This is a genomic window from Listeria swaminathanii (assembly GCF_014229645.1).
GTDB classification, from domain to species: Bacteria; Bacillota; Bacilli; order Lactobacillales; family Listeriaceae; genus Listeria; species Listeria swaminathanii.
Genome location: NZ_JAATOD010000002.1, coordinates 153444 through 174642, shown reverse-complemented (window position 1 = coordinate 174642; position 21199 = coordinate 153444). Strand labels below are relative to the sequence as shown.

Below are 21199 nucleotides of genomic sequence, written 5' to 3'. Positions count from 1 at the left end.
TGGGCGGGACAGATATGGTAGAAATGAATTTTAAAGTGGACGCATTTGAAGGCCCGCTTGACTTACTGCTTCATTTAATTGGGCAACTAGAAGTCGATATTTATGATATTCCAATGGCTGAAATCACAGACCAATATATGGAATTTGTTCATACAATGCAAGAAATGGAACTAGATGTCGCTAGCGAATATTTAGTGATGGCAGCAACATTGCTTGCAATTAAAAGTAAAATGCTGCTTCCAAAACAGGAACTTGAAATCGATTATGATACACTAGAAGAGGAAGAAGATCCACGTGACGCTTTAGTCGAAAAACTAATGGAATACAAGCGCTTTAAAGAAGCCGCAAAAGAACTAAAAGAAAAAGAAGCGGAACGAAGCTTTTATTTCAGCAAGCCGCCAATGGATTTAGCTGAATATGATGATGGAACAAAAGTGGCGGAACTGGATGTATCGTTAAATGATATGTTAAGTGCTTTTAACAAAATGCTACGACGCAAAAAGTTAAATAAACCACTTCATACAAGAATTACAACCCAAGAAATTTCGATTGACGAAAGAATGGATTCTGTTTTAGGAAAATTACACCAACAAGTAAATCACCGCTTACGATTTGACGAGTTGTTTGAAGAACAAACGAAAGAGCAACTAGTCGTGACGTTTTTAGCACTGCTTGAATTAATGAAACGAAAATTAGTCGAAGTAGAGCAAGCGGAAAGTTTTGCAGATTTATACGTGCAAGGTAAAGGGGAAGAACTATCGTGAACAGAGAAGAACAATTAGGCGTATTAGAGAGTTTGCTTTTTGCGGCGGGAGATGCGGGACTTTCAACGGAACAACTAACGGAAGTCATGGAAATCACGCATATTGAAGCGCTCAATTTATTAGAGCTTTTAAGTGAACGATATAACGGCAATGCGGACAGAGGGCTTATTTTATTAGAGCTAGCTGGATCTTTTCAATTAGCTACCAAAAAAGCACATGCGGAATTTTTACGTAAGTTAGTGGAAGTTCCTAGCAATACTGTTTTATCGCAAGCATCACTAGAAACATTAGCGATTATTGCGTATCGTCAACCCGTGACAAGAATGGAAGTAGACGAGGTCCGCGGTGTTCAAACAGATGGTCCGATTAGAAACCTTGTTGCCAAAGGACTCGTAACGGATAAAGGCCGTGTCGACGGAGCAGGACGAGCAAAACTATACGTTACGACAAGTGAGTTTTTAGATGCGTTTGGACTTAATTCTTTAGAGGATTTGCCAAAGCTTGCTGATCCAGCGGCAGATGAACCAGATCAGAATGAAATGGACCTGTTTTTTGACCGGTTTAACCAAAGTAAAGAACAGGAGGAGGAATAAGAATGGAACGTTTACAAAAAGTGATTGCAAATGCAGGTATTACTTCAAGAAGAAAAGCGGAAAAGCTTATTCAAGAAGGTAAAGTAACAGTGAACGGGAAAGTAGTTAAAGAATTAGGCGTGAAAGTTAGTGGTACGGAACGAATCGAAGTTGAGGGTATTCAACTGACAAAAGAAGATCACCGCTATTTCCTTTTTTATAAACCAAGAGGAACGGTGTCTGCTGTAACGGATGATAAAGGACGCACAACAGTAGCCGATTATTTTGCGGATATTCCAGAAAGATTATATCCAGTTGGACGACTTGATTATGATACATCTGGTTTATTGCTAATGACCAATGATGGAGATTTTGCCAATTTACTAATGCATCCGAAAAATGAAGTTTCTAAAACATATATCGCACGCATTAAAGGTGTTCCTGAGCGAGAAGTAATTCGTCAGTTAGAGCGTGGCGTCGTTATTGATGGCCGTAAAACAGCACCAGCGAAAGTCAAAGTACGTTCTTCTGATAAAGCGAAAGACAAAGCAATCGTAGAAATTACGATTCATGAAGGTCGAAATCGCCAAGTTCGTAAAATGTTTGAAGCAGTTGGTTTTGAAGTGCAAAAACTATCAAGAGAAGAATATTCTTTCTTGAATTTACGCGGTTTAAACGCTGGTGAAAGACGAGAATTATCCCATCATGAAGTAAAACAATTAAAAACAGAAGCACGTTTTGGTAAAAATAAAAAGTGACTTTTCAGCCAAAACATACTTTCTGATAGCGTGTTTTGTGAAAAACATGTATAATTTAAATCGTAGGAAATTTGATATAGGCTATTGTATGGTTTTTTCGTATGTGGGTACGGGAGATTCCATTTATTTGATTGGATGTAAATGATAGTTTTATGTAAATGAGAGTTAGGGGATGAGTACTTATGAGTGAACAAGTTAGAGTGCTTGTTGTGGATGATGAGGACCGGATACGCCGCCTTCTTAAGATGTATCTTGAAAGAGAGAACTATCGGATTGAAGAAGCTAGTGATGGTGATCAAGCATTAAGCATGGCGCTAAACAACAATTATGAAGTAATCCTACTAGATTTAATGATGCCGGGTAAAGATGGCATCGAAGTTTGTCGTGAACTGAGGGAGTTTAAATCGACACCTGTTGTCATGTTGACGGCAAAAGGAGAAGAAGCTAACCGGGTGCAAGGCTTTGAAGTTGGGGCAGATGATTACATCGTTAAGCCATTCAGCCCAAGAGAAGTTGTACTACGCGTGAAGGCTGTTCTTCGTCGTGCGAAACAATCCTCTGAAGAATCAGCAGGCGGAACACCGGGAGATATTATTACGTTCCCACATTTAAAAATCGATAACGAAGCTCATCGTGTTATTGTCGATGGAAAAGAAATCGGTTTAACTCCGAAAGAATATGATTTGCTTTATTATTTAGCTAAATCTCCAGACAAAGTTTTTGACCGCGAATCACTTTTAAAAGAAGTGTGGCGTTATGAATTCTTTGGCGATTTACGAACTATTGATACGCATGTCAAACGACTTCGTGAAAAACTGCATGATGTTTCGGAAGACGCTGCTAGAATGATTGTAACAGTTTGGGGTCTTGGATATAAATTTGAAATTCCAGAAGATTAATAAAACAGACTAAGATAACGGGCAAAGACGTTTAATCGGCAAGTGTTATGCCGCACGTGCTTTGTTCGTTGTTTTTTTGTGAGAACCGAGGTGAGAATAGATGAAAATTTGGAATAGTATTGTTGGGAAAATTTGGAGTACGATAATTCTTTTATTAATAGGGATTTTAGTTATTTCTGGATTTTTAGTTGCGATGATTTATGAAAAAAATAATATCACCCGAATTACGAAAGAATTAGAAGAAAAAACATCTAGTATTATCACGGTGATGCAAGAAAACGATGAAGTTATTTCTGCTGAAAATAAAAATGATTCCGCACTTATTTTACTTGATGATACGATGGGCGTAATTATTGAACAAAACGGAAAAAGCGTTTATCAGTCGCAATCACAAGATACAGTTTCAAGTGCATCAGCCAATAAGCTCATAGAAGACAAAACTTTAGATAAAGCGATAGACAAAGATAATAGTGTGACGATGAAATACAATTTCAAAACAGAAAACAGCTCTTTACCAGTCGAAATATCTGCACAGAAATTTAAATTAGCGAATGGCGAAACGGGTGTTGTTTACGTTTATCAGTCGTATCACGATATTTTAAAAGTGAACCAAAAAACGATGAGTACGCTTATTATTTCAGGGGTAATAGCGATTGTGATTACGTCTATTCTCTCATTTGTCTTTTCATCCCGAATGGCTTTCCCGCTTCGTGAAATGAAAAAAATCGCGATTGCTGTTTCGAAAGGGAATTTTGATAACCGTGTGCCGACTTATACGCATGATGAAATTGGGGAACTTGGCGTAGCTTTTAATGATATGGCGAAACAACTAAAGTATAATATCAGCGCCCTTAGGCAGGAAAAAGAGCAATTATCGAATATTTTAGTAGGTATGGCTGATGGGGTTATTAAATTTAGCGTCGATAAAACGATTATACTCAGCAATCCGCCAGCAGAAGAATTTTTACATAATTGGTTCTTCTCTCCTGAAAATACCGAAAAAGTGCTCATTCCTGTAGCTTTAAACGAGCTATTAAATGACACTTTAGAAAAGAAAGAATCGCAAGTTGGTGAGATTACTTTTGCTGACCGTACGTATGTTGCGATTTTGACGTTGCTTTATACAGGGGAACACGTGCGCAGTATTGTCGCAGTTATCCGTGATATGACAGAAGAGAAACAACTGGAAAAAATGAAGAGTGATTTTGTTAATAATGTATCGCATGAACTAAGAACGCCTATTTCGATGTTACAAGGTTATAGTGAGGCGATTATTGATGGGGTTGCCCAGTCGGATGAAGAAGTGCGAGAGTTTGCGCAAATTATTTATGATGAGTCGCTCCGGATTGGTCGTTTAGTCAATGATATGCTTGACCTTGCCAGAATGGAAGCTGGATTTAATCAAATGGACAACCAAAAATTACCTTTAGCGCCATTACTTCGAAAAGTCATTTCTAATTTTGATGTGCTTGCAAAAGAAAATTTTGTGGAATTAGGGCTGGAATTAGAAACACCAGATTTAGAATATTCCTTTGACCCGGACCGGATGGAGCAAGTATTAATTAATTTAATTATGAACGCAATCCGCCACACTGGTAAAGAAGGCTACGCTGGAAAAGTAATTTTAAAACAAACTATCGATGAAGCTAGGAGCAATCTTGTCATTAGTGTATCGGACAATGGTAGCGGAATCGCGGAAGAAGATATTCCGTACTTGTTTGAACGTTTTTATAAAGTGGATAAAGCTAGGAAACGTGGAAAAGCAGTCGGAACGGGAATTGGCTTGGCGATAGTGAAAAACATAGTAGAAGCACATAACGGAAAAATTTCTGTTGAAAGTGAGCTAGGTAAAGGATCAGATTTTATTATCACCTTGCCTCTCTATAAATAGATTGGAGCGAAAAACATGGAAAAAAGAGCAACAAAATATTGTAAAGAATCATTAGTAATTAAAACGAGCCGGGTTTTCCCGTCAGATACAAACAACCATAATACCCTTTTCGGTGGTAGACTTATGACGTATATTGATGACACAGCTTCGATTAGTGCATCCCGTCATTGCCGCACAGAAATCGTAACAGCGTCAACTGACTCGGTGGATTTCTTGAAACCGATTAAGAATGACCACTCTGTTTGTTTAGAGTCTTACGTGGCTTCAACTGGAAGAAGCTCGATGGAAATTTTCGTTAAAATCATCGCTGAAAATTTGAAAACAGGCGAACGCTATTTAGCTGCAACTTCCTTTTTAACATTTGTCGCTTTAGATGTAAACGGCAAAACAGTAGAAGTGCCACTTGTTGAACCAGAAACAGAAGAACAAAAAAGAATCCATGCCGGAGCAGAAGCAAGAAGCATCGCGCGTAAAATTCGTTTAAAAGAAAATCAATCATTAGCGGAATCATTGTCTACCGATATTCCGTGGTAAGTAGATAAACCAGATGTTCATCTGGTTTTTCTTTATGTAACCAAGTAAACGCTTACGTGAAAAAACGTACAAAAGGACTTGCGAAAAATTTTTTTCATGGTAAAATAAAAATTGTAATAAAATATTCGTTCATCTTCGGGGCAGGGTGCAATTCCCGACCGGTGGTTAAAGTCCACGATCTGCTTTTTTAGCAGTTGACTCTGGTGTAATTCCAGGACCGACAGTATAGTCTGGATGGGAGAAGATGTTGGCAGACCTTTTCGTTTGTCTTCACGAGCATGTGTTAGCAAGCTGTGATGCTTATTTGAGTATTCAGTGCTTGTTTATTAATTCACAAACTCTCCCTCAACTTTTTTTAGTTGAGGTTTTTTATTTGCTTGGGTTGCATTCGTTAAGTGATGTCCTCGCTTCTTGGTGAACATCAAGGGAGAAATGACAATGAAGAACTATTCAATGAAGGTTTTTGTAAGTGTGGCGGTTCTTGGTACTTTAGCATTTATTTTAATGATGCTACAATTCCCGCTACTACCAAGTGCACCATTTTTAAAGCTTGATTTCAGTGATATTCCAGCTTTAATTGGTGGTTTATTATTCGGACCACTCGCAGTGATTTTAGTAGAATTAATCAAAAATGTGCTACTATACATTGTGTCAGGTAGTCCAGTTGGAGTTCCAGTTGGGGAATTAGCCAATTTTATTTCGGGAATATTTTATGTGTTACCGATTTATTATTTGTTCCACTGGTTGCGCTCAACGAAAGGCATGATCCTGTCAACGGGTGTTGGGACACTTCTTATGACCATCGCTATGGCAGTGTTTAATTACTTTATATTATTACCATTTTATATTGGACTTGGCGGGCTTCCGAAAGATACGGACATCAATTGGTTAGTCACTTATGCGATTGTACCGTTTAATTTACTCAAAGGAGTTATCGTCAGCACAGTATTCTTACTTCTATATTCACGACTAAGAAAATGGATTACTAAAAATCAGAGCGTAAAAGAACGACGTAAATTTGAAAAAAGGCATCAAGCAACGAGCCGTTAAATATAAAAATCCGGAAGCCATAAATAGGCTTCCGGATTTTTTAATTAAATGGACTATCAGAAACTTTGATCGACAGCGACGGACAAGCAAATTCAGCATCTATCACCATTTCTACTAAGTCTTCGGGGATTTCTTTTGTTCCAGTATTATTATCTAATATATTAAAGGCAAGACCTTCTGTATCGTAATCAAAAACATCGGGGGCGTGAATGGAACAAGCTCCACAAGCTATACAAGTGTCTTTTTCGACAAGAGAATACTTCAATTTTCTACGCTTCCTTTCTAAAATAACAATTTGAAGCCAGATTTTTTCTTTTTCTATTGTAACATATTTTGAAAAAGTTTTTTTCGGTAAAACTAATGTAGAACAAGTGTTTCTGTGGTATGATTATAGGAACAAAAAAGGTGGTGGAAATGTCTTGGATATGCTTGATTATTATATAATGACAATTTTAGAAAAAAGTATTACCCCTAGGAAATTGCCGTTTATCCATACGGTTTTAGCGGGACGAAGAACGGGGCAAGCTGTTCAAGATATCCATCTTTTTCAAATGCAACATTTATTTGGACTTGTGCCAAATCTGAAGGCGAACTATCTTGAAATTCGGCTAGCAGAATTGGTGAGGCAAGGTGCGATTATTTCTACGGAAAATGGCTATCTTACCAAAGAGAAACTAGCAGTCAACTTTGACAATAACTATCCAGCTTTTCGAGGCTTTACTTTGCAGCGGCAAGCATTTGATTTTTTCGCCCATTTACGGCTTGCTGTGCAAGTAGTCAGCAATAAGCACCATCAAGAGAGTTATTATTTACCAGTCATTCGTGATAAGAAAGTCCAGCAGTTTATTAAGCAGTGGCTACAGCAGCAAGACAAGGTTAATTTAGCAGATAAATTATACGCAGAACTCATTCGCTGGTTTGAAAAATTAGCAGTAGCTAGGCCAGAATTTTTAGTGGAACGGTTTTCTGGCGGGGAATTAATGGGATATACAACGGAACAGATTGCCACGAAGTATCAAGTAGAGAAGTGGGATGTCTATTTTGAAGTGCTTCATGAAATCCACCGGTTGTTGACTGCGATGAAAGAACGTCCGGAAGAGTGGCCGTTATTAGCCAGTTTCGTGCCAGATGAGCTGACAGGACTCACAACTTCGGCAATGCAAACCTATTCATTTTGGCAAAATGGAGCAGATTTAGAAGCGATTGAACGAATACGTAATCTGAAAATAAGTACAATCCAAGATCATTTTGTGGAAATTCGGGCTACTTTGAAGGATGCAGATGTCCCGTATTTACCAGAAGAAACCACGATAAAAACAATTAATACAAAAAAATGGAATTTACTTCGGGAAATAAAAGCGGAATTTCCGGACTTGGATTACTATCAAATTCGGTTGGCGGTTGTTAGTAGGGAGGACGAGCAGTGAACTTAGAACAAGAACTAAAAGACTATCTCGGTTTTGATGAATTTCGCCCCGGTCAAAAAGAAGTCATTGAAACGGCTTTAGCGAAGCGAAACTCTTTTGCGATGTTACCTACTGGAACGGGGAAAACGATTTGTTATCAATTAGCGGGACATTTGATGGATGGATTAGTGTTGATAGTATCGCCACTTCTTTCATTGATGCAAGACCAGATGGAGCGAATGCGCGCTCACGGGGAAAGACGAGTGGCGGCTCTTAATAGCTTTTTGAAACGGGAAGAGAAAAGTCGAATCTTAGCGAATATTCATTTATATAAATTTATTTTTTTATCACCAGAAATGTTAAATAATGAAGCGGTAAAAAGTTTGCTGTTAAAACAAAAAATCAGCTTATTTGTTATTGATGAAGCGCATTGTATTTCTCAGTGGGGACACGATTTTAGACCAGATTATTTGATGTTAGGTCAGTTTATCAAAGAAGCCAATTTTCCTGTGACGATGGTGCTTACGGCCACAGCGACGAAGAAAGTTCGGGCAGATATTTTAACGCAACTGCAACTAACGGATTGTGAGCAAATCATTTACTCGGTTAATCGGCCGAATATTTCTTTGCAAGTAGAGAAGTTTTCTAACCAACAACTGAAAAAAGAGCGTTTATATGATCTCGTTCGCAAACTGCAAACACCAGGAATTATTTATTTTTCGAGTAAAAAATTAGCGGAAAGCATTGCGCATGAATTAAGGGAAATGGCCGAATTAAGAGTTGCTTATTATCATGGCGATATGGAGGCCGAAGATAGAATTGTTATTCAGCAACAATTTGTTTATGGGCAATTAGATATTATTTGCGCTACTAGTGCGTTTGGAATGGGGATTGATAAGGCTGATATTCGCTTTGTCATCCATTATCATATGCCAGCGGATTTAGAAGCTTATTTACAAGAAATCGGACGAGCTGGGCGTGATGGTCAGAACAGTATCGCCATTTTGCTATATGCAAACGGGGATGAATTTATCCAAATGCAATTAGCAGATCAAGATATACCGGACGCTAGTTTAATTAATTTGACGAATGAACAACGCAAAACTTTGCCAGAAACAGAGCAACGTTTCATTGAGTATTATCAAAGAAGTGGTTTAAGTGCGCAAGAATTAACCGCCAAAATGGACTACCGAAAAAAATGGAAACGAGCGAATCTGCAACAATTTATAGGTTACCTTCATACAGAAGATTGTCGCCGTAATTATATTATGCGTTATTTTGAAGAACCGCCGCTAGAAGTCACTGCAGAAAATTGTTGTGATTTGGATGGCGCAAAAATATCCGATTTTGAAAAACAAGAAAAAGCGGAACAAAAAGAAATCCCAACGTGGGAAAGCTATTTAGCTTATTTGTTGCAATAGTTTTGGTGTTACGAAATTCGACAAAAAAGTGTATAGTTTCACATTTTTTCTAAAAAAAGACTTGTCTAATATCGAAAAAATTGTTATTATTTTGTTCAGTAATCTGTGTAGACCAAAGAATGCTTATATGCCAGAAGTACTAAATTATAATGATTATTGCTTTTTTTTCTAAAAAAGTATTTTAAGTGTTGTTGTATGTTGCTTTTATGGGTATAATTATTTCAAAGGTATTTCATTTATTAACATCATATGTAACACTTCTCTGTGCCAATAATAGTGCATAGGATAATTTTAGAAAGCACTAAAGGAGGAACTTTGAGTGGTAAAAACAAGAAAAGAAAAACGGGAATATGAAGAACCGGCTGATTATGACATGAATCCTGAAGGACAGGATGAATTCAATAATGAACCGCCGATGTTATCCCGTTCTGATAGCAGAAAAGTAAAAAAGAAAACCATTTTTAGATACCCATTACTTAATTTATTGATTGTATTTTTCTTATTAATTCCAATCGTTATTGTAATTGTATTTGTTACAGTACAAAATATGGGTTCGTCAAATGAAGTAAAGACAGAAACAGAATCAACTGTCAATGTATCTGACAACACACAATCGAAAGAAGATAAAGAAAAAGCCAAGAAAGCTGCCGAAGAAAAAGCGGCTGCTGAAAAGGCTGCTGAAGAAAAGAAAGCTGCGGAAGAAAAAGCTGCAGCAGATAAGAAAACACAAGAAGAAGAGGCAGTTAAAGCTGCAAATGCAAGAAAAGAACAAGAAGCTGCGGAAGAAAAGAAAGCCGCGGAAGAAAAAGCCGCAGCCGACAAAGCAGCTGCTGATAAAGCTGCACAGAAAAAAGCAAGTGAATCCACGCAGAAAAAATCTGGCGGTGGCTCTCACACAGTTAAAGCTGGCGATACCTTATACAGCATTGCACGTTCCGCATATGGACAAGCTGGAGCAGCGGCTGGGGTAGAAAAAATTAAACAAGCCAATGGACTGGGAAGTAATAATGTTCCAGTTGGCACAGTTCTAACAATTCCACAGTAATAAACAACACTGAATGGGTCTGGGAAACGCTTCCGAGACTCATTTGTTTGTTTAAATGGAAAATGTAGGGGGAAATAACCATGGCAAAAGTGGCACTAATTACAACAGGCGGTACGATTGCAAGTAAGAAAACAGCATCAGGAAAACTTGCATCAGGTGAATTATCTGGAGAAGAATTAGCTGCATTATGCCAATTACCAACAGAAATTCAAATCGATATCTATTCGACTTTTCAACTTCCATCTATGCATATTACACTTCCAGATTTAATCAGTTTAAAACAATTGATTGAATCTATCTTTATGGATGAAACGTATGATGGAATTGTAGTGACACACGGAACGGATTCATTAGAAGAAACGGCTTATTTTCTCGACCTTGCCGTAACCGATGCTCGTCCAGTCGTTGTAACTGGTTCGCAGCGAGCGCCAGAAGAGCCGGGGACAGATGCTTATATTAATATTCGTCATGCGATTTACACAGCATGTGAAATAAATTTACGTCAAGCGGGAACGGTCGTTGTTTTCAATGAACGGATTTTCGCGGCGAGATATGTAAAGAAAGTTCATGCGTCCAATATCCAAGGCTTTAGCGCATTTGGTTTTGGTTATCTGGGTATCATTGATAATGACCAAGTATTTCTTTATCAAAAGCCGCTTGAGCATGAATGTTTTGACATTCGACTAGATCTTCCTAATGTCGTTGTGATTAAATGTTACATTGGCGCAGATGGTTTGTTTATTGATGCGGCAATTGATAGTGGTGTTGGAGGAATTGTTTTAGAAGGTGTCGGTCGCGGGCAAGTTGCTCCAAAAATGATGCCAGCGATTATCAGAGCGTTAGATGCGGGAATCCCAGTTGTTATTACAACGAGCGCGGAAGAAGGCAATGTATATACTACATATGATTATGAAGGTAGCACGTTTGACTTATATAATCGTGGAGTTATTTTAGGCAAGGATTACGATAGCAAGAAAGCGCGGATGAAATTAATGGTACTTTTAGCATCCCAAGAAGAAATTAATCAAACCAATTTCAGATAAAAGGAGTTTTATTTCTATGACTAAAAAAATATGTATCGCGATTGATGGGCCAGCTGCGGCAGGGAAAAGTACGGTGGCAAAAATCGTTGCGAAAAAATTGCGTTTTGTTTATATTGATACGGGTGCCATGTATCGCGCGGTAACGTATATCGCTTTACAAAATAACCTAGCATATGACGACGAAAAAGCTATTGCTGCTTTGCTGGAAAAAACAGTTATTCGTTTTGAGCCAGGCGAAGTGCAGCAAGTATTTGTAGGCGAGGAAAATGTGACAGAAGTGATTCGTTCATTAGAAGTCACGAATCATGTATCCATCGTTGCGGCACATCCGGCCATTCGCGAAGCACTTCAAAAACGCCAACAAGTTTTTGCGACAGAGGGTGGAATTGTTATGGACGGTCGCGATATCGGTACAGCGGTTCTTCCAAATGCAGAACTAAAAATCTTCTTACTAGCAAGTGTAGAAGAACGAGCAGAACGTCGTTATAAAGAAAATATGGCGAAAGGTTTTGCCGGAGACTTAAACCAACTCAAAAAAGAAATTGAAGAACGAGATCATTTAGATTATACAAGAGAACATTCGCCGCTCAAAAAAGCGGAAGATGCAATTGAGGTAGATACCACATCTATGTCGATTGACGAAGTGGCTAATAAAATTCTTTCACTAGCTGAACTAAAAATCAATAATTGATGAAAAAGTGCTACATTTTCTTAACTAATTGGGAATGTAGCACTTTTTTAATTTAAGCTTGAAAGGCCAAACAAACTGAGCGATTTCACGCCCTATAGGCATTTTCACCCCCTTAAAAGAGCTTGACAAATGTTCTGATTTGTAGGATGTTATAAGAGAGATTTTTTACTTTGTGAAAAGTATCTTGAAAGGATTTTCTAGCTGGAAGATCAGTTTTTACAGAAGGTGTATTTGATATTTTTTCTTTAATTAATCGGAATTTGCCTATCAGGAAAACTAGTCAAGCAGATGAGGCGAGCGTGAGGTTGCTTCTGAATTAGAAATTCCTAAAATTCGACTAACGAATGGAGGGCTACACATGTCTGAAGATTTATTTGATGTGGAAGTTAGAAATTTTGAAGAAGGAGACAAAGTCACTGGCACAGTTACAAGCGTGGAAGATAAACAAGCTTATGTTGGTATTCCGGGTAGCAAACTTGATGGTGTCGTTCCAATAAGTGAACTTTCCAATATACATGTGGAGACAGCTTCTGACGTTGTAAGCGTAGGCGACACACTTGATTTGATTGTCACTAAAGTAGAAGACGATGTACTTGTTTTATCTAAAAGAAAAGTGGATGCCGAAAAAGCATCTGATGATATTAAAGCGAAATTTGAGTCTGGTGAAGTTTTTGAAGCAGTAGTGAGCGACGTTGTTAAAGGCGGATTAGTTGTTGACCTAGGTGTTCGTGCATTTGTTCCAGCTTCTCTAGTAGAAGATCATTTTGTGGAAGATTTTGCAGATTACAAAGGAACAACCCTTACTTTCAAAGTAGTAGAATTTGAACCAGAAAATAACCGAGTAATTTTAAGCCATCGTGCAGTTGTGGAAACAGAAAAAGCTAGTCAAAAACAAGCGCTACTCAGCGAAATCAAAGAAGGCGACGTGATTGAAGGTACTGTTCAACGCTTAGCTAATTTTGGTGCATTCGTTGATATCGGTGGCGTGGACGGACTAGTTCACATCTCACAAATTTCTTATAAACATATTGCAACACCACAAGAAGTCCTAGAAGAAGGACAAAAAGTAACAGTGAAAGTTATCGGGATTGATCCTGAAAACGAACGCATTTCGCTTTCTATTAAAGCGAATTTACCTGGACCTTGGGATGGCATTTCTGAAAAAGCGCCAGTTGGTTCTGTTTTAGAAGGTAAAGTAGTTCGTCTAGTTACATTTGGTGCTTTTGTGGAAATATTCCCTGGAGTAGAAGGTTTGGTTCATATTTCTCAAATCTCTCATGAACATATTGGGACACCACAAGAAGTTCTTTCAGAAGGTCAAACTGTAGAAGTGAAAGTACTTGAAGTAAATGAAGCAGATAAACGCTTATCTTTAAGTATTAAAGATTTACAAGATGCGCCAGTAGAAGAGGCTGATTATGAACTTCCAGAAGAAAGCACTGGATTCCAAATGAGCGATTTAATTGGTGATAAACTAAAAGGTCTTCAAAACGACGATAAATAATTGTACGCAAAAGAGCCTAGGGAGACTGTTCCCATAGGCTCTTTTTCTTTTTGAAATGGAAGTTTTCATTGCCAGTATGGCGTTTTACTGATAAACTAAAGAAAGTTTGATAAATAGGATTCGAGAAAAAAGAAGGTGAAATAATGGCAAAACCAGTTGTAGCGATTGTCGGACGTCCAAACGTTGGCAAATCGACTATTTTTAACAGAATCGTTGGTGAACGTGTTTCCATAGTGGAAGATGTTCCCGGTGTGACACGTGACCGCATATATAATTCAGCGGAATGGCTTGGAAAAGAATTTAACATTATTGATACAGGTGGTATTGATCTTTCCGATGAACCATTCTTAGAGCAAATTCGCGCACAAGCGGAAATCGCAATTGATGAAGCAGACGTAATTATTTTTATTACCAATGGTCGTGAAGGGGTTACCGATGCAGACGAACAAGTAGCAAAAATTCTTTACCGGTCTAATAAACCAATTGTTTTAGCGATTAATAAAGTAGATAATCCAGAAATGCGCGATCAAATTTATGATTTTTATGCGCTTGGATTTGGTGAGCCGTATCCGATTTCTGGTTCACATGGACTAGGACTTGGCGATATGCTTGATGCTGTTCGCGCTCATTTTCCAAAAGAAGAAGAGGAAGAATATCCTGATGATACAGTGAAATTCAGTTTGATTGGTCGACCAAATGTTGGGAAATCTTCCATTCTAAATGCACTGCTTGGCGAAGACCGTGTGATTGTTTCAGATATTGCAGGAACAACTCGTGATGCAATTGATACAACTTATACGTTCGATGGTCAAGATTACGTTATGATTGATACAGCCGGAATGAGAAAACGTGGGAAAGTGTATGAAAGCACAGAGAAATATAGTGTGCTTCGTGCAATGAGAGCAATTGAACGCTCTGACGTTGTTCTTGTGGTTATCAACGCGGAAGAAGGCATTCGTGAGCAAGATAAACGAATTGCTGGATATGCGCATGATGCCGGACGTGCGATTATTATTGTTGTAAACAAATGGGATGCAATTAATAAAGATGAAAAAACAATTAATGTATGGACAGAAGATATTCGGGAGCAATTCCAATTCTTGAGCTATGCACCAATTGTCTTTGTATCTGCTAAAACAAAACAACGCTTAAATAACTTATTCCCACTCATTAACCAAGTGAGCGATAACCATTCATTACGTGTACAATCAAGTATGCTAAATGACGTTATTAGTGATGCCGTTGCAATGAATCCATCACCAATGGACAAAGGGAAACGACTTAAAATCTTCTATACAACACAAGTGGCTGTTAAACCACCGACATTTGTTGTATTTGTTAATGATCCAGAACTAATGCATTTCTCTTATGAACGTTTCTTAGAAAACCGTATTAGAGAAGCATTTCCGTTTGATGGTACGCCAATTCGAGTAATTGCTCGTAAGCGTAAGTAAAGTTTTCGGGAGGAAAAATATAATGACACAGAAAAAAGTAGCTATTCTTGGCGCTGGAAGTTGGGGAACAGGTCTTGCACTTGTCCTAGCCGATAATAATCATAAACCAGTTATTTGGGGAAACTTAGATAAAATTGTGAATGAAATTAACGAATCGCACACGAATAGTCACTATTTGCCAGATATTATTTTACCAACTGAGGTAAAAGCGACATTATCACTTGATGAAGCGATTGATGGTGCAGAAATTGTCGTGATTGCTATTCCAACAAATGCGATGCGTATCGTTTGTAAGCAGCTGAATGAAGCGTTAAAAGAACCAACTATTTTAGTACATGTAAGTAAAGGTATTGAACCTGAAACGAATCTTAGAATGTCCGAAGTGATTGAAGAAGAAGTGGACGCAGAAAAACGCAAAGCACTTGTGGTTCTTTCTGGACCAAGTCATGCGGAAGAAGTGGCGCTTCGTCATCCAACAACGCTTTGTGCGAGCTGTAAAGATTTAACGGCAGCTGAAATCGTTCAAGATCGTTTTATCAATAACAACTTACGCATTTATACGAATGATGATGTAATCGGTGCAGAAATTGGTGGCGCGCTGAAAAATATTATCGCATTAGGCGCAGGAATCTCTGACGGCCTTGGTTACGGCGATAATGCTAAAGCGGCACTAATGACTCGCGGAATGGCAGAAATCACTCGTCTCGGCGTTGCTGTGGGCTCTAATCCGCAAACCTTCTACGGGCTAACTGGTATCGGGGACTTAATTGTTACTTGTACAAGTGTGCATTCACGTAATTGGCGCGCAGGTAACATGCTCGGTAAAGGCGAGAATTTAGATGAAGTATTAGAAAAAATGGGTATGGTCGTTGAAGGTGTTCGAACAGCCAAAGCAGTACATGGTTGGGCGAAAAAACTAGATATCGATATGCCGATTACTGAATCGATCTACGCGATTTTATTTGAAAATAAAGATGCTCGTGAAGCAGTTGATTTATTAATGGGTCGTAAAAAGAAAATCGAAAAAGAATCATTTTAATAGAAAGAGTCAAGATAGGCTATTCGCTTATTTTGGCTCTTTTTTTGCGAAATATGCTAAAATGAAACAGAAGCGTCAAATAATAAAAAGTAGGTGGAAAATATGGAAGTTACTCGTACAGAAAAAGCCGTAACATTAACGTGGGAAAAAGAAGAAGTCAGCGAAGGAACATTGGTTTTTGTAAGTAGTAGTCCTAGCCTAGAAGCAAATAGTGAGCCTGTTTTCAAGGTGACCAGTGAGGTCGATCATTATACTTATGAAACAAAGGATATCCCTGTATATTTCTTTTTACAGGCGCCAAATGGAGACAAGACGGTTGTTTCAGAACGCATTTTACCGCTCGAAAGTGTCTTTAATTTTCGCGATATGGGCGGTTATGCGTCCGAAAATGGGAAACATGTGAAATGGGGCAAATTATATCGCTCTTCTAATTTGGTGAATATTAACAAAGCGGATGCAGCATTGCTTCAAAAATTACATATTAAATGGATTTGTGATTTGCGCAGTAGCTCGGAAGTAAAAGCACAGCCTACGCCAGCAATTGAAGGTGTATTAAATAAGCATATTCCAATCGGTACAGCCAAAAATGAAGAAACGAAGCTACCTGTAACGGATGATAAAACGATTTACGAGCCACTTATGGGCGATAGCTATCGTGTATTTGTTCAATCGGTTGAAGGTTTTAAAGAGATTTTTACGGAAGTTTTAGAAGATACTAAAGCGGGACTTCCATTCGTATTTCACTGCACGGCAGGAAAAGACCGTACAGGCGTTTTAGGAGCATTATTGTTAACGTTGCTAGATGTGCCAGAAAAAACGATTTTCGCCGATTACGCCATCACTAATCGCTATCAGGATGATATTTTAAAAGAAATGGGTGGAATTATTGCACTCTTTGCGGGTGGAGCAGAAAAAATCGATTTAGAAATATTCCGTCCAATGGCAGAAGCACGTCCTGAATATTTGGAAATTGCTTTTGATGAAATGAAAAAACAATATGGTTCTGTAGCTAATTATTTAGAAAAAGGAATTGGAATTACAGCGGCAGAAAAAGCAGCTTTCCAAAAAGAAATGTTAGAATAAAACTAGGCTCAGAAACCTAGAGTTTTCAGGTAATAGACGCAAATTTAGTCGTATTTTTATGAAAAAAGAACTATTTTAGCCGATTGTAGTGGTATCGCTTGCTATTCTAAGGCTTCCAAGTTAGTATTATGGATAACAGGTTGATACTATCACGTTTTCAAGCTATTTGAGAGAAAAGTTTGTGATTGAAAATGTTAAGAAACGGTGTCAGTTTGGCATTATTCCTTGCAGTTGTAGGGATTATGTGATAATCTTTTATCAGAATTACTGTTAAGGCTTGTAGTTAAGCCATTTCAGTCATGATTCTCCTTAGATTTCCAAAATCAATTTTTGTTTTTGGAAAAAAAGAGAAATACAGGTACCATCTAGTGCCTGCTTATTTTGTAGTATTCTGTGAAGGAGGTGAAAAACACAATGGCAAATAAAACTGATTTAGTAAACAGTGTTGCTGAATTAGCTGATCTTTCTAAAAAAGACGCAGCGAAAGCAGTTGAAGCTGTATTCGAAACTATTCAAACTTCTTTATCTAAAGGTGAAAAAGTTCAATTAATCGGATTTGGTAACTTTGAAGTACGTGAACGTGCTGCCCGTAAAGGCCGTAACCCTCGTACTAAAGAAGAAATCGACATCCCTGCAAGTAAAGTACCAGCTTTCAAACCTGGTAAAGCGCTTAAAGAAGCTGTTAAATAAGCTACATAGACTTTTAAGCACTAACTCTAGTCTGGCCTTAATTTTATAATTAAGCTAGGCTAGTTTTTTTATGCCCATTTTTAGTGGTTTTCTGTTTTAGAAATAGGGAATATAATTACGAAAGCAAAAAATGCCTATTATTATCACTTATCCAAGCAAATTAAATTTACCTTGAAGTTCGGCTGTGTTAAGATATACAAGGTATATAATGCTAAAAAGATAGGGGAATTAAGGATGGAGCAAATAGACAAACAAAAGATTGCTGACGCGGTAAAAGTTATTTTAGAAGCAGTAGGAGAAGATCCAGAACGTGAAGGACTGATTGATACACCAATGCGAGTAGCTCGTATGTATGAGGAAGTATTTTCTGGACTTAAAAAAGACCCTTCTGTTCATTTCGATACTATTTTTGAAGAACAACATGAAGAATTAGTGCTTGTGAAAGACATTCGTTTTTCGTCTATGTGTGAACATCATCTTGTCCCTTTTTTCGGAGTAGCTCACGTTGCTTACCTGCCACAAAATGGAAGAGTTGCTGGTCTTAGCAAACTTGCTCGTGTGGTAGATGATGTGAGTCGTCGCCCACAACTGCAAGAACGTATTACAACAAATGTTGCAGAAATTATGATGGAAAAACTAAAACCGCTTGGTGTGATGGTCATTATGGAAGCAGAGCATATGTGCATGACAATCCGCGGTGTCAATAAACCTGGAACAAAAACAATTACAAGTGCTGTTCGTGGCGCTTTTAAAAATGACGATAAGCTTAGAAGTGAAGTTTTGGCTTTAATTAAGCATAATTAAATATCCTTTATGGTATAATTTATTTTACGTAATAAGGAGATTCAAAGGGGATTGTTAAATGACTTATCAGGCAAGAGAGGCTGGGCTAAAGGAAGTGGAGCAATTGGTACATGAGCAAGCAGTCTATCAGTATTTACAAGAGAATAATGAAGGCGGGCAAATGGACAAAGATCAAATGCTATTTCTTCATGAAGCGATTTCTGGCTCTGATTTGACTGATGCAGCAGCGTATCGCGTCGTTAGTGCAACGTTGTACATGATTTTAGCGCATGATACACATGAAAAAATCGATGAACCAGGCGACGTTGTAAAGCTCACTCGTAAAGAGCAGGAGCTAACAGTTCTCGCTGGGGATTTTTATAGCTCTCTTTATTACCGCACGCTTGCAGAATTAGAAATGATTCCGTTACTGCGGGCCTTGCAAAGTGGCGTACAAGAAACAAACACTGCAAAAACCAATATTTACCAATTACATGTAGCGACAGATGAAGAATATTTAGCGCAACTTACTTTGACAAATGCAGCGATTTTTGCCAAGTTTGCGAAGTACTTTATGAAGGATGAAACTTTTATCAATCTAGGTTGTCAGTTCTTTTTGCTTAAAAGACTTCAAATGGAACTTGCTACTTACAAGGAAATTGGTGCGTCTAGATTGAAGCGGGCGTTTGATCATGGTTATTTTGCGAAAGAAGCTGTGACGAATTTTGAAAGTTGGCTAGTAGCGATTATTCGTGATGTGAAAAGTGAAGTGGAACGACTAAAAGAGGAGTCCGAGCCGCTTTCTAATATACTGGAAAAAAGAATCATCGAAGTTCTTAACGACTGATAAATAGAAGGAGATTCGGGATATGACGGAAACTAAAGAAGAAAAAGTACATAAAGTATTTGAGAAAATTTCCCCCAGTTATGACCGAATGAATAGTGTGATTAGTTTTAAACTACATGTGAAATGGCGCAAAGAAACAATGAAGCTAATGCGTGTTCAAAAAGGGACGAATGTTCTTGATGTTTGCTGTGGAACGGCAGATTGGTCGATTATGATGGCGGAAGAAATTGGCCCAGAAGGTCATGTGACAGGGCTTGATTTTAGTGAAAACATGCTGAAAGTTGGCCGCGAGAAAGTGAAGGAAGCGGATTTGCATAATGTGGAACTTATTCACGGGAACGCAATGGAATTACCTTTTCCGGATAATAGTTTTGATTATGTGACGATTGGTTTTGGGCTTCGAAATGTACCGGATTATATGCAAGTGTTGCGTGAAATGTACCGCGTGTTAAAACCGGGTGGACAGCTTGCGTGTATCGATACGTCGCAACCAAATATTCCCGGTTGGAAACAAGTATTTAATGCGTATTTCCGTTACGTGATGCCTGTTTTTGGGAAATTTTTTGCGAAAAGTTATAAAGAATATAGCTGGTTACAGGAATCAACGCGTGAGTTTCCAGGAATGGCACGACTTGCGGAAATGTTTCAAGAAGCCGGATTTTCATACGTAAGATATATTTCACACAGTGGCGGCGCAAGTGCAACCCACTTTGGATTTAAAAAGAAGGAACAATAAGGTGGCAAGCATGAAACTTAACTTTTTATATGCAAATATGCAAAAAGACATTGACTCAGTTGAAAAAGAACTTAAAAAAGCTCTTTCTGGCGCAGCTGCAGACACAACTTCGGATGCGGCACTCCATTTGTTAGAAGCAGGCGGGAAACGGATTAGACCGATGTTCGTTTGTTTATCTGCTAGACTTGCCGCTAATCCAGATTTTGATGCAGTGAAAAATGCGAGTGTGGCAATTGAACTCATTCATATGGCATCAATTGTGCATGATGATGTGGTGGACGATGCAGATTTAAGACGCGGACGTGAGACGATTAAATCGAAGTGGGGCAACCATATTGCGATGTATACTGGCGATTTTTTGTTTGCTAAGTCACTGGAATATATGACGGAAATTAAAGATGTTGCCGCGCATAAAATGTTATCGCATGTTACCGTAGAACTTTCTACTGGTGAAATCGAACAGTTAAAAGATAAATACAATTTTGATCAAAGTGTGCGTAACTATTTGCGACGCATTAAACGAAAAACAGCCTTACTCATCGCAGCTAGTTGCGGACTTGGTGGCGTTGTTTCTGGTCAAAGTGAAGCAGATTATCAGAAGTTATATCGTTTTGGTTATTATGTTGGCATGGCGTTTCAAATTACGGATGATGTACTTGATTTTGTTGGAACAGAAAAAGAACTCGGTAAACCAGCTGGGGAAGATTTAAGACAAGGAAATGTGACGTTGCCCGTATTTTTCGCAATGGAAGATCCTTTTCTTAAAAAACGCATCAGCCAAATAACGGAGGAAACTCCAGCAGAAGAAATTGCCGTTTTAGTGGAAGAAGTAAAGAAAGCAGGTGCCCAAAAGGCCGAAGATATCGCAACAGCTTACTTGAAAAAAGCCGTAGCAATACTCGATTCGTTGCCGCAAGTGCCTGAATTAAAGCCATTAAAACAAATCGTTCGTGTTTTAGATAAAAGAAATTATTAACGTGAGGGAGGAT

Annotated in this window: 22 protein-coding genes and 1 riboswitch; of the genes, 21 read left to right on the top strand and 1 reads right to left on the bottom strand. The window is 38.3% G+C overall.

Annotation, left to right across the window (positions count from 1 at the left end):
- Positions 1-14 precede the first annotated feature (14 nt).
- From HCX62_RS08030 to ribU, 7 genes are all read left to right on the top strand, one after another.
- Positions 15-764 (top strand): segregation/condensation protein A, encoded by a 750-nt coding sequence (locus tag HCX62_RS08030; RefSeq protein WP_003728773.1) that lies wholly within the window; start codon positions 15-17, stop codon positions 762-764.
- On the top strand, positions 761-1357 hold the full coding sequence (gene scpB / locus HCX62_RS08025) for an SMC-Scp complex subunit ScpB (RefSeq protein ID WP_185638321.1): 597 nt from the start codon (positions 761-763) through the stop codon (positions 1355-1357). Before HCX62_RS08030 ends, scpB begins: the two co-directional genes overlap by 4 nt.
- A 2-nt stretch (positions 1358-1359) precedes the next feature.
- Positions 1360-2094 carry a pseudouridine synthase gene (locus HCX62_RS08020; RefSeq protein WP_185638319.1) on the top strand — a complete coding sequence of 245 codons (735 nt, stop codon included), beginning with the start codon at positions 1360-1362 and terminating at the stop codon, positions 2092-2094.
- 182 nt (positions 2095-2276) lie between these two features.
- The gene (locus HCX62_RS08015; RefSeq protein ID WP_008948281.1) at positions 2277-2993 is read left to right on the top strand and encodes a response regulator transcription factor; all 717 of its coding nucleotides are present in this window, start codon (positions 2277-2279) and stop codon (positions 2991-2993) included.
- Positions 2994-3093: 100 nt separating this feature from the next.
- Positions 3094-4884 carry an ATP-binding protein gene (locus HCX62_RS08010; protein ID WP_185638317.1) on the top strand — a complete coding sequence of 597 codons (1791 nt, stop codon included), beginning with the start codon at positions 3094-3096 and terminating at the stop codon, positions 4882-4884.
- Positions 4885-4899: 15 nt separating this feature from the next.
- Positions 4900-5418: an acyl-CoA thioesterase gene (locus tag HCX62_RS08005; protein WP_185638315.1), complete on the top strand. Its 519-nt coding sequence runs from the start codon at positions 4900-4902 to the stop codon at positions 5416-5418.
- 127 nt (positions 5419-5545) lie between these two features.
- Positions 5546-5668: riboswitch (FMN riboswitch) on the top strand.
- Positions 5669-5856: 188 nt separating this feature from the next.
- Entirely contained in the window at positions 5857-6468 is a 612-nt protein-coding gene (gene ribU, locus HCX62_RS08000) for a riboflavin transporter RibU (RefSeq protein WP_185638313.1), read from the top strand.
- A gap of 40 nt (positions 6469-6508) precedes the next feature.
- Here the strand turns inward: ribU and HCX62_RS07995 are convergent, their stop codons facing one another.
- Positions 6509-6733 carry a ferredoxin gene (locus HCX62_RS07995; RefSeq protein WP_185638311.1) on the bottom strand — a complete coding sequence of 75 codons (225 nt, stop codon included), beginning with the start codon at positions 6731-6733 and terminating at the stop codon, positions 6509-6511.
- 154 nt (positions 6734-6887) lie between these two features.
- On the opposite strand from HCX62_RS07995, the gene HCX62_RS07990 reads away from it, so the two are divergent.
- From HCX62_RS07990 to hepT, 14 genes are all read left to right on the top strand, one after another.
- Positions 6888-7895 carry a YpbB family protein gene (locus HCX62_RS07990; protein ID WP_185638309.1) on the top strand — a complete coding sequence of 336 codons (1008 nt, stop codon included), beginning with the start codon at positions 6888-6890 and terminating at the stop codon, positions 7893-7895.
- On the top strand, positions 7892-9295 hold the full coding sequence (locus HCX62_RS07985) for a RecQ family ATP-dependent DNA helicase (RefSeq protein ID WP_185638307.1): 1404 nt from the start codon (positions 7892-7894) through the stop codon (positions 9293-9295). Before HCX62_RS07990 ends, HCX62_RS07985 begins: the two co-directional genes overlap by 4 nt.
- A gap of 319 nt (positions 9296-9614) precedes the next feature.
- Positions 9615-10340, top strand: coding sequence for a LysM peptidoglycan-binding domain-containing protein (locus HCX62_RS07980; protein ID WP_185638306.1), 726 nt, complete (start codon positions 9615-9617; stop codon positions 10338-10340).
- Between the two features lie 80 nt (positions 10341-10420).
- Positions 10421-11383, top strand: a complete 963-nt coding sequence (locus HCX62_RS07975) for an asparaginase (RefSeq protein WP_185638304.1) — start codon at positions 10421-10423, stop codon at positions 11381-11383.
- Between the two features lie 16 nt (positions 11384-11399).
- Entirely contained in the window at positions 11400-12074 is a 675-nt protein-coding gene (gene cmk, locus HCX62_RS07970; protein ID WP_185638302.1) for a (d)CMP kinase, read from the top strand.
- Positions 12075-12432: 358 nt separating this feature from the next.
- Positions 12433-13578 (top strand): 30S ribosomal protein S1, encoded by a 1146-nt coding sequence (gene rpsA, locus HCX62_RS07965; RefSeq protein ID WP_185638300.1) that lies wholly within the window; start codon positions 12433-12435, stop codon positions 13576-13578.
- Between the two features lie 143 nt (positions 13579-13721).
- Entirely contained in the window at positions 13722-15032 is a 1311-nt protein-coding gene (gene der, locus HCX62_RS07960; protein ID WP_185638298.1) for a ribosome biogenesis GTPase Der, read from the top strand.
- A 22-nt stretch (positions 15033-15054) separates the two neighbouring features.
- A complete protein-coding gene (locus HCX62_RS07955; RefSeq protein ID WP_185638296.1) occupies positions 15055-16071 on the top strand; it encodes an NAD(P)H-dependent glycerol-3-phosphate dehydrogenase in 1017 nt (338 codons plus the stop codon).
- Positions 16072-16173: 102 nt separating this feature from the next.
- A complete protein-coding gene (locus HCX62_RS07950; protein ID WP_185638294.1) occupies positions 16174-17154 on the top strand; it encodes a tyrosine-protein phosphatase in 981 nt (326 codons plus the stop codon).
- Positions 17155-17568: 414 nt separating this feature from the next.
- Entirely contained in the window at positions 17569-17844 is a 276-nt protein-coding gene (locus tag HCX62_RS07945) for a non-specific DNA-binding protein Hbs (protein WP_003720260.1), read from the top strand.
- Positions 17845-18078: 234 nt separating this feature from the next.
- Positions 18079-18648 carry a GTP cyclohydrolase I FolE gene (folE, locus tag HCX62_RS07940; protein WP_185638292.1) on the top strand — a complete coding sequence of 190 codons (570 nt, stop codon included), beginning with the start codon at positions 18079-18081 and terminating at the stop codon, positions 18646-18648.
- A 58-nt stretch (positions 18649-18706) separates the two neighbouring features.
- On the top strand, positions 18707-19474 hold the full coding sequence (locus tag HCX62_RS07935) for a heptaprenyl diphosphate synthase component 1 (RefSeq protein WP_185638290.1): 768 nt from the start codon (positions 18707-18709) through the stop codon (positions 19472-19474).
- A 22-nt stretch (positions 19475-19496) separates the two neighbouring features.
- A complete protein-coding gene (gene menG / locus HCX62_RS07930; protein ID WP_003726790.1) occupies positions 19497-20210 on the top strand; it encodes a demethylmenaquinone methyltransferase in 714 nt (237 codons plus the stop codon).
- Between the two features lie 10 nt (positions 20211-20220).
- Entirely contained in the window at positions 20221-21186 is a 966-nt protein-coding gene (hepT, locus tag HCX62_RS07925) for a heptaprenyl diphosphate synthase component II (RefSeq protein ID WP_185638289.1), read from the top strand.
- Positions 21187-21199 lie beyond the last annotated feature (13 nt).

Excerpts from the sequence above, each read along its gene's own strand:
- ribU (WP_185638313.1), top strand. The coding sequence starts at position 5,857 with ATGAAGAACTATTCAATGAAGGTTTTTGTAAGTGTGGCGGTTCTTGGT.
- HCX62_RS07945 (WP_003720260.1), top strand. The coding sequence starts at position 17,569 with ATGGCAAATAAAACTGATTTAGTAAACAGTGTTGCTGAATTAGCTGAT.
- rpsA (WP_185638300.1), top strand. The coding sequence starts at position 12,433 with ATGTCTGAAGATTTATTTGATGTGGAAGTTAGAAATTTTGAAGAAGGA.
- menG (WP_003726790.1), top strand. The coding sequence starts at position 19,497 with ATGACGGAAACTAAAGAAGAAAAAGTACATAAAGTATTTGAGAAAATT.
- der (WP_185638298.1), top strand. The coding sequence starts at position 13,722 with ATGGCAAAACCAGTTGTAGCGATTGTCGGACGTCCAAACGTTGGCAAA.
- folE (WP_185638292.1), top strand. The coding sequence starts at position 18,079 with ATGGAGCAAATAGACAAACAAAAGATTGCTGACGCGGTAAAAGTTATT.
- HCX62_RS08020 (WP_185638319.1), top strand. The coding sequence starts at position 1,360 with ATGGAACGTTTACAAAAAGTGATTGCAAATGCAGGTATTACTTCAAGA.
- cmk (WP_185638302.1), top strand. The coding sequence starts at position 11,400 with ATGACTAAAAAAATATGTATCGCGATTGATGGGCCAGCTGCGGCAGGG.
- HCX62_RS07950 (WP_185638294.1), top strand. The coding sequence starts at position 16,174 with ATGGAAGTTACTCGTACAGAAAAAGCCGTAACATTAACGTGGGAAAAA.
- HCX62_RS07935 (WP_185638290.1), top strand. The coding sequence starts at position 18,707 with ATGACTTATCAGGCAAGAGAGGCTGGGCTAAAGGAAGTGGAGCAATTG.
- hepT (WP_185638289.1), top strand. The coding sequence starts at position 20,221 with ATGAAACTTAACTTTTTATATGCAAATATGCAAAAAGACATTGACTCA.
- HCX62_RS08030 (WP_003728773.1), top strand. The coding sequence starts at position 15 with ATGGTAGAAATGAATTTTAAAGTGGACGCATTTGAAGGCCCGCTTGAC.
- HCX62_RS08010 (WP_185638317.1), top strand. The coding sequence starts at position 3,094 with ATGAAAATTTGGAATAGTATTGTTGGGAAAATTTGGAGTACGATAATT.
- HCX62_RS08005 (WP_185638315.1), top strand. The coding sequence starts at position 4,900 with ATGGAAAAAAGAGCAACAAAATATTGTAAAGAATCATTAGTAATTAAA.
- HCX62_RS07955 (WP_185638296.1), top strand. The coding sequence starts at position 15,055 with ATGACACAGAAAAAAGTAGCTATTCTTGGCGCTGGAAGTTGGGGAACA.
- HCX62_RS07975 (WP_185638304.1), top strand. The coding sequence starts at position 10,421 with ATGGCAAAAGTGGCACTAATTACAACAGGCGGTACGATTGCAAGTAAG.
- HCX62_RS08015 (WP_008948281.1), top strand. The coding sequence starts at position 2,277 with ATGAGTGAACAAGTTAGAGTGCTTGTTGTGGATGATGAGGACCGGATA.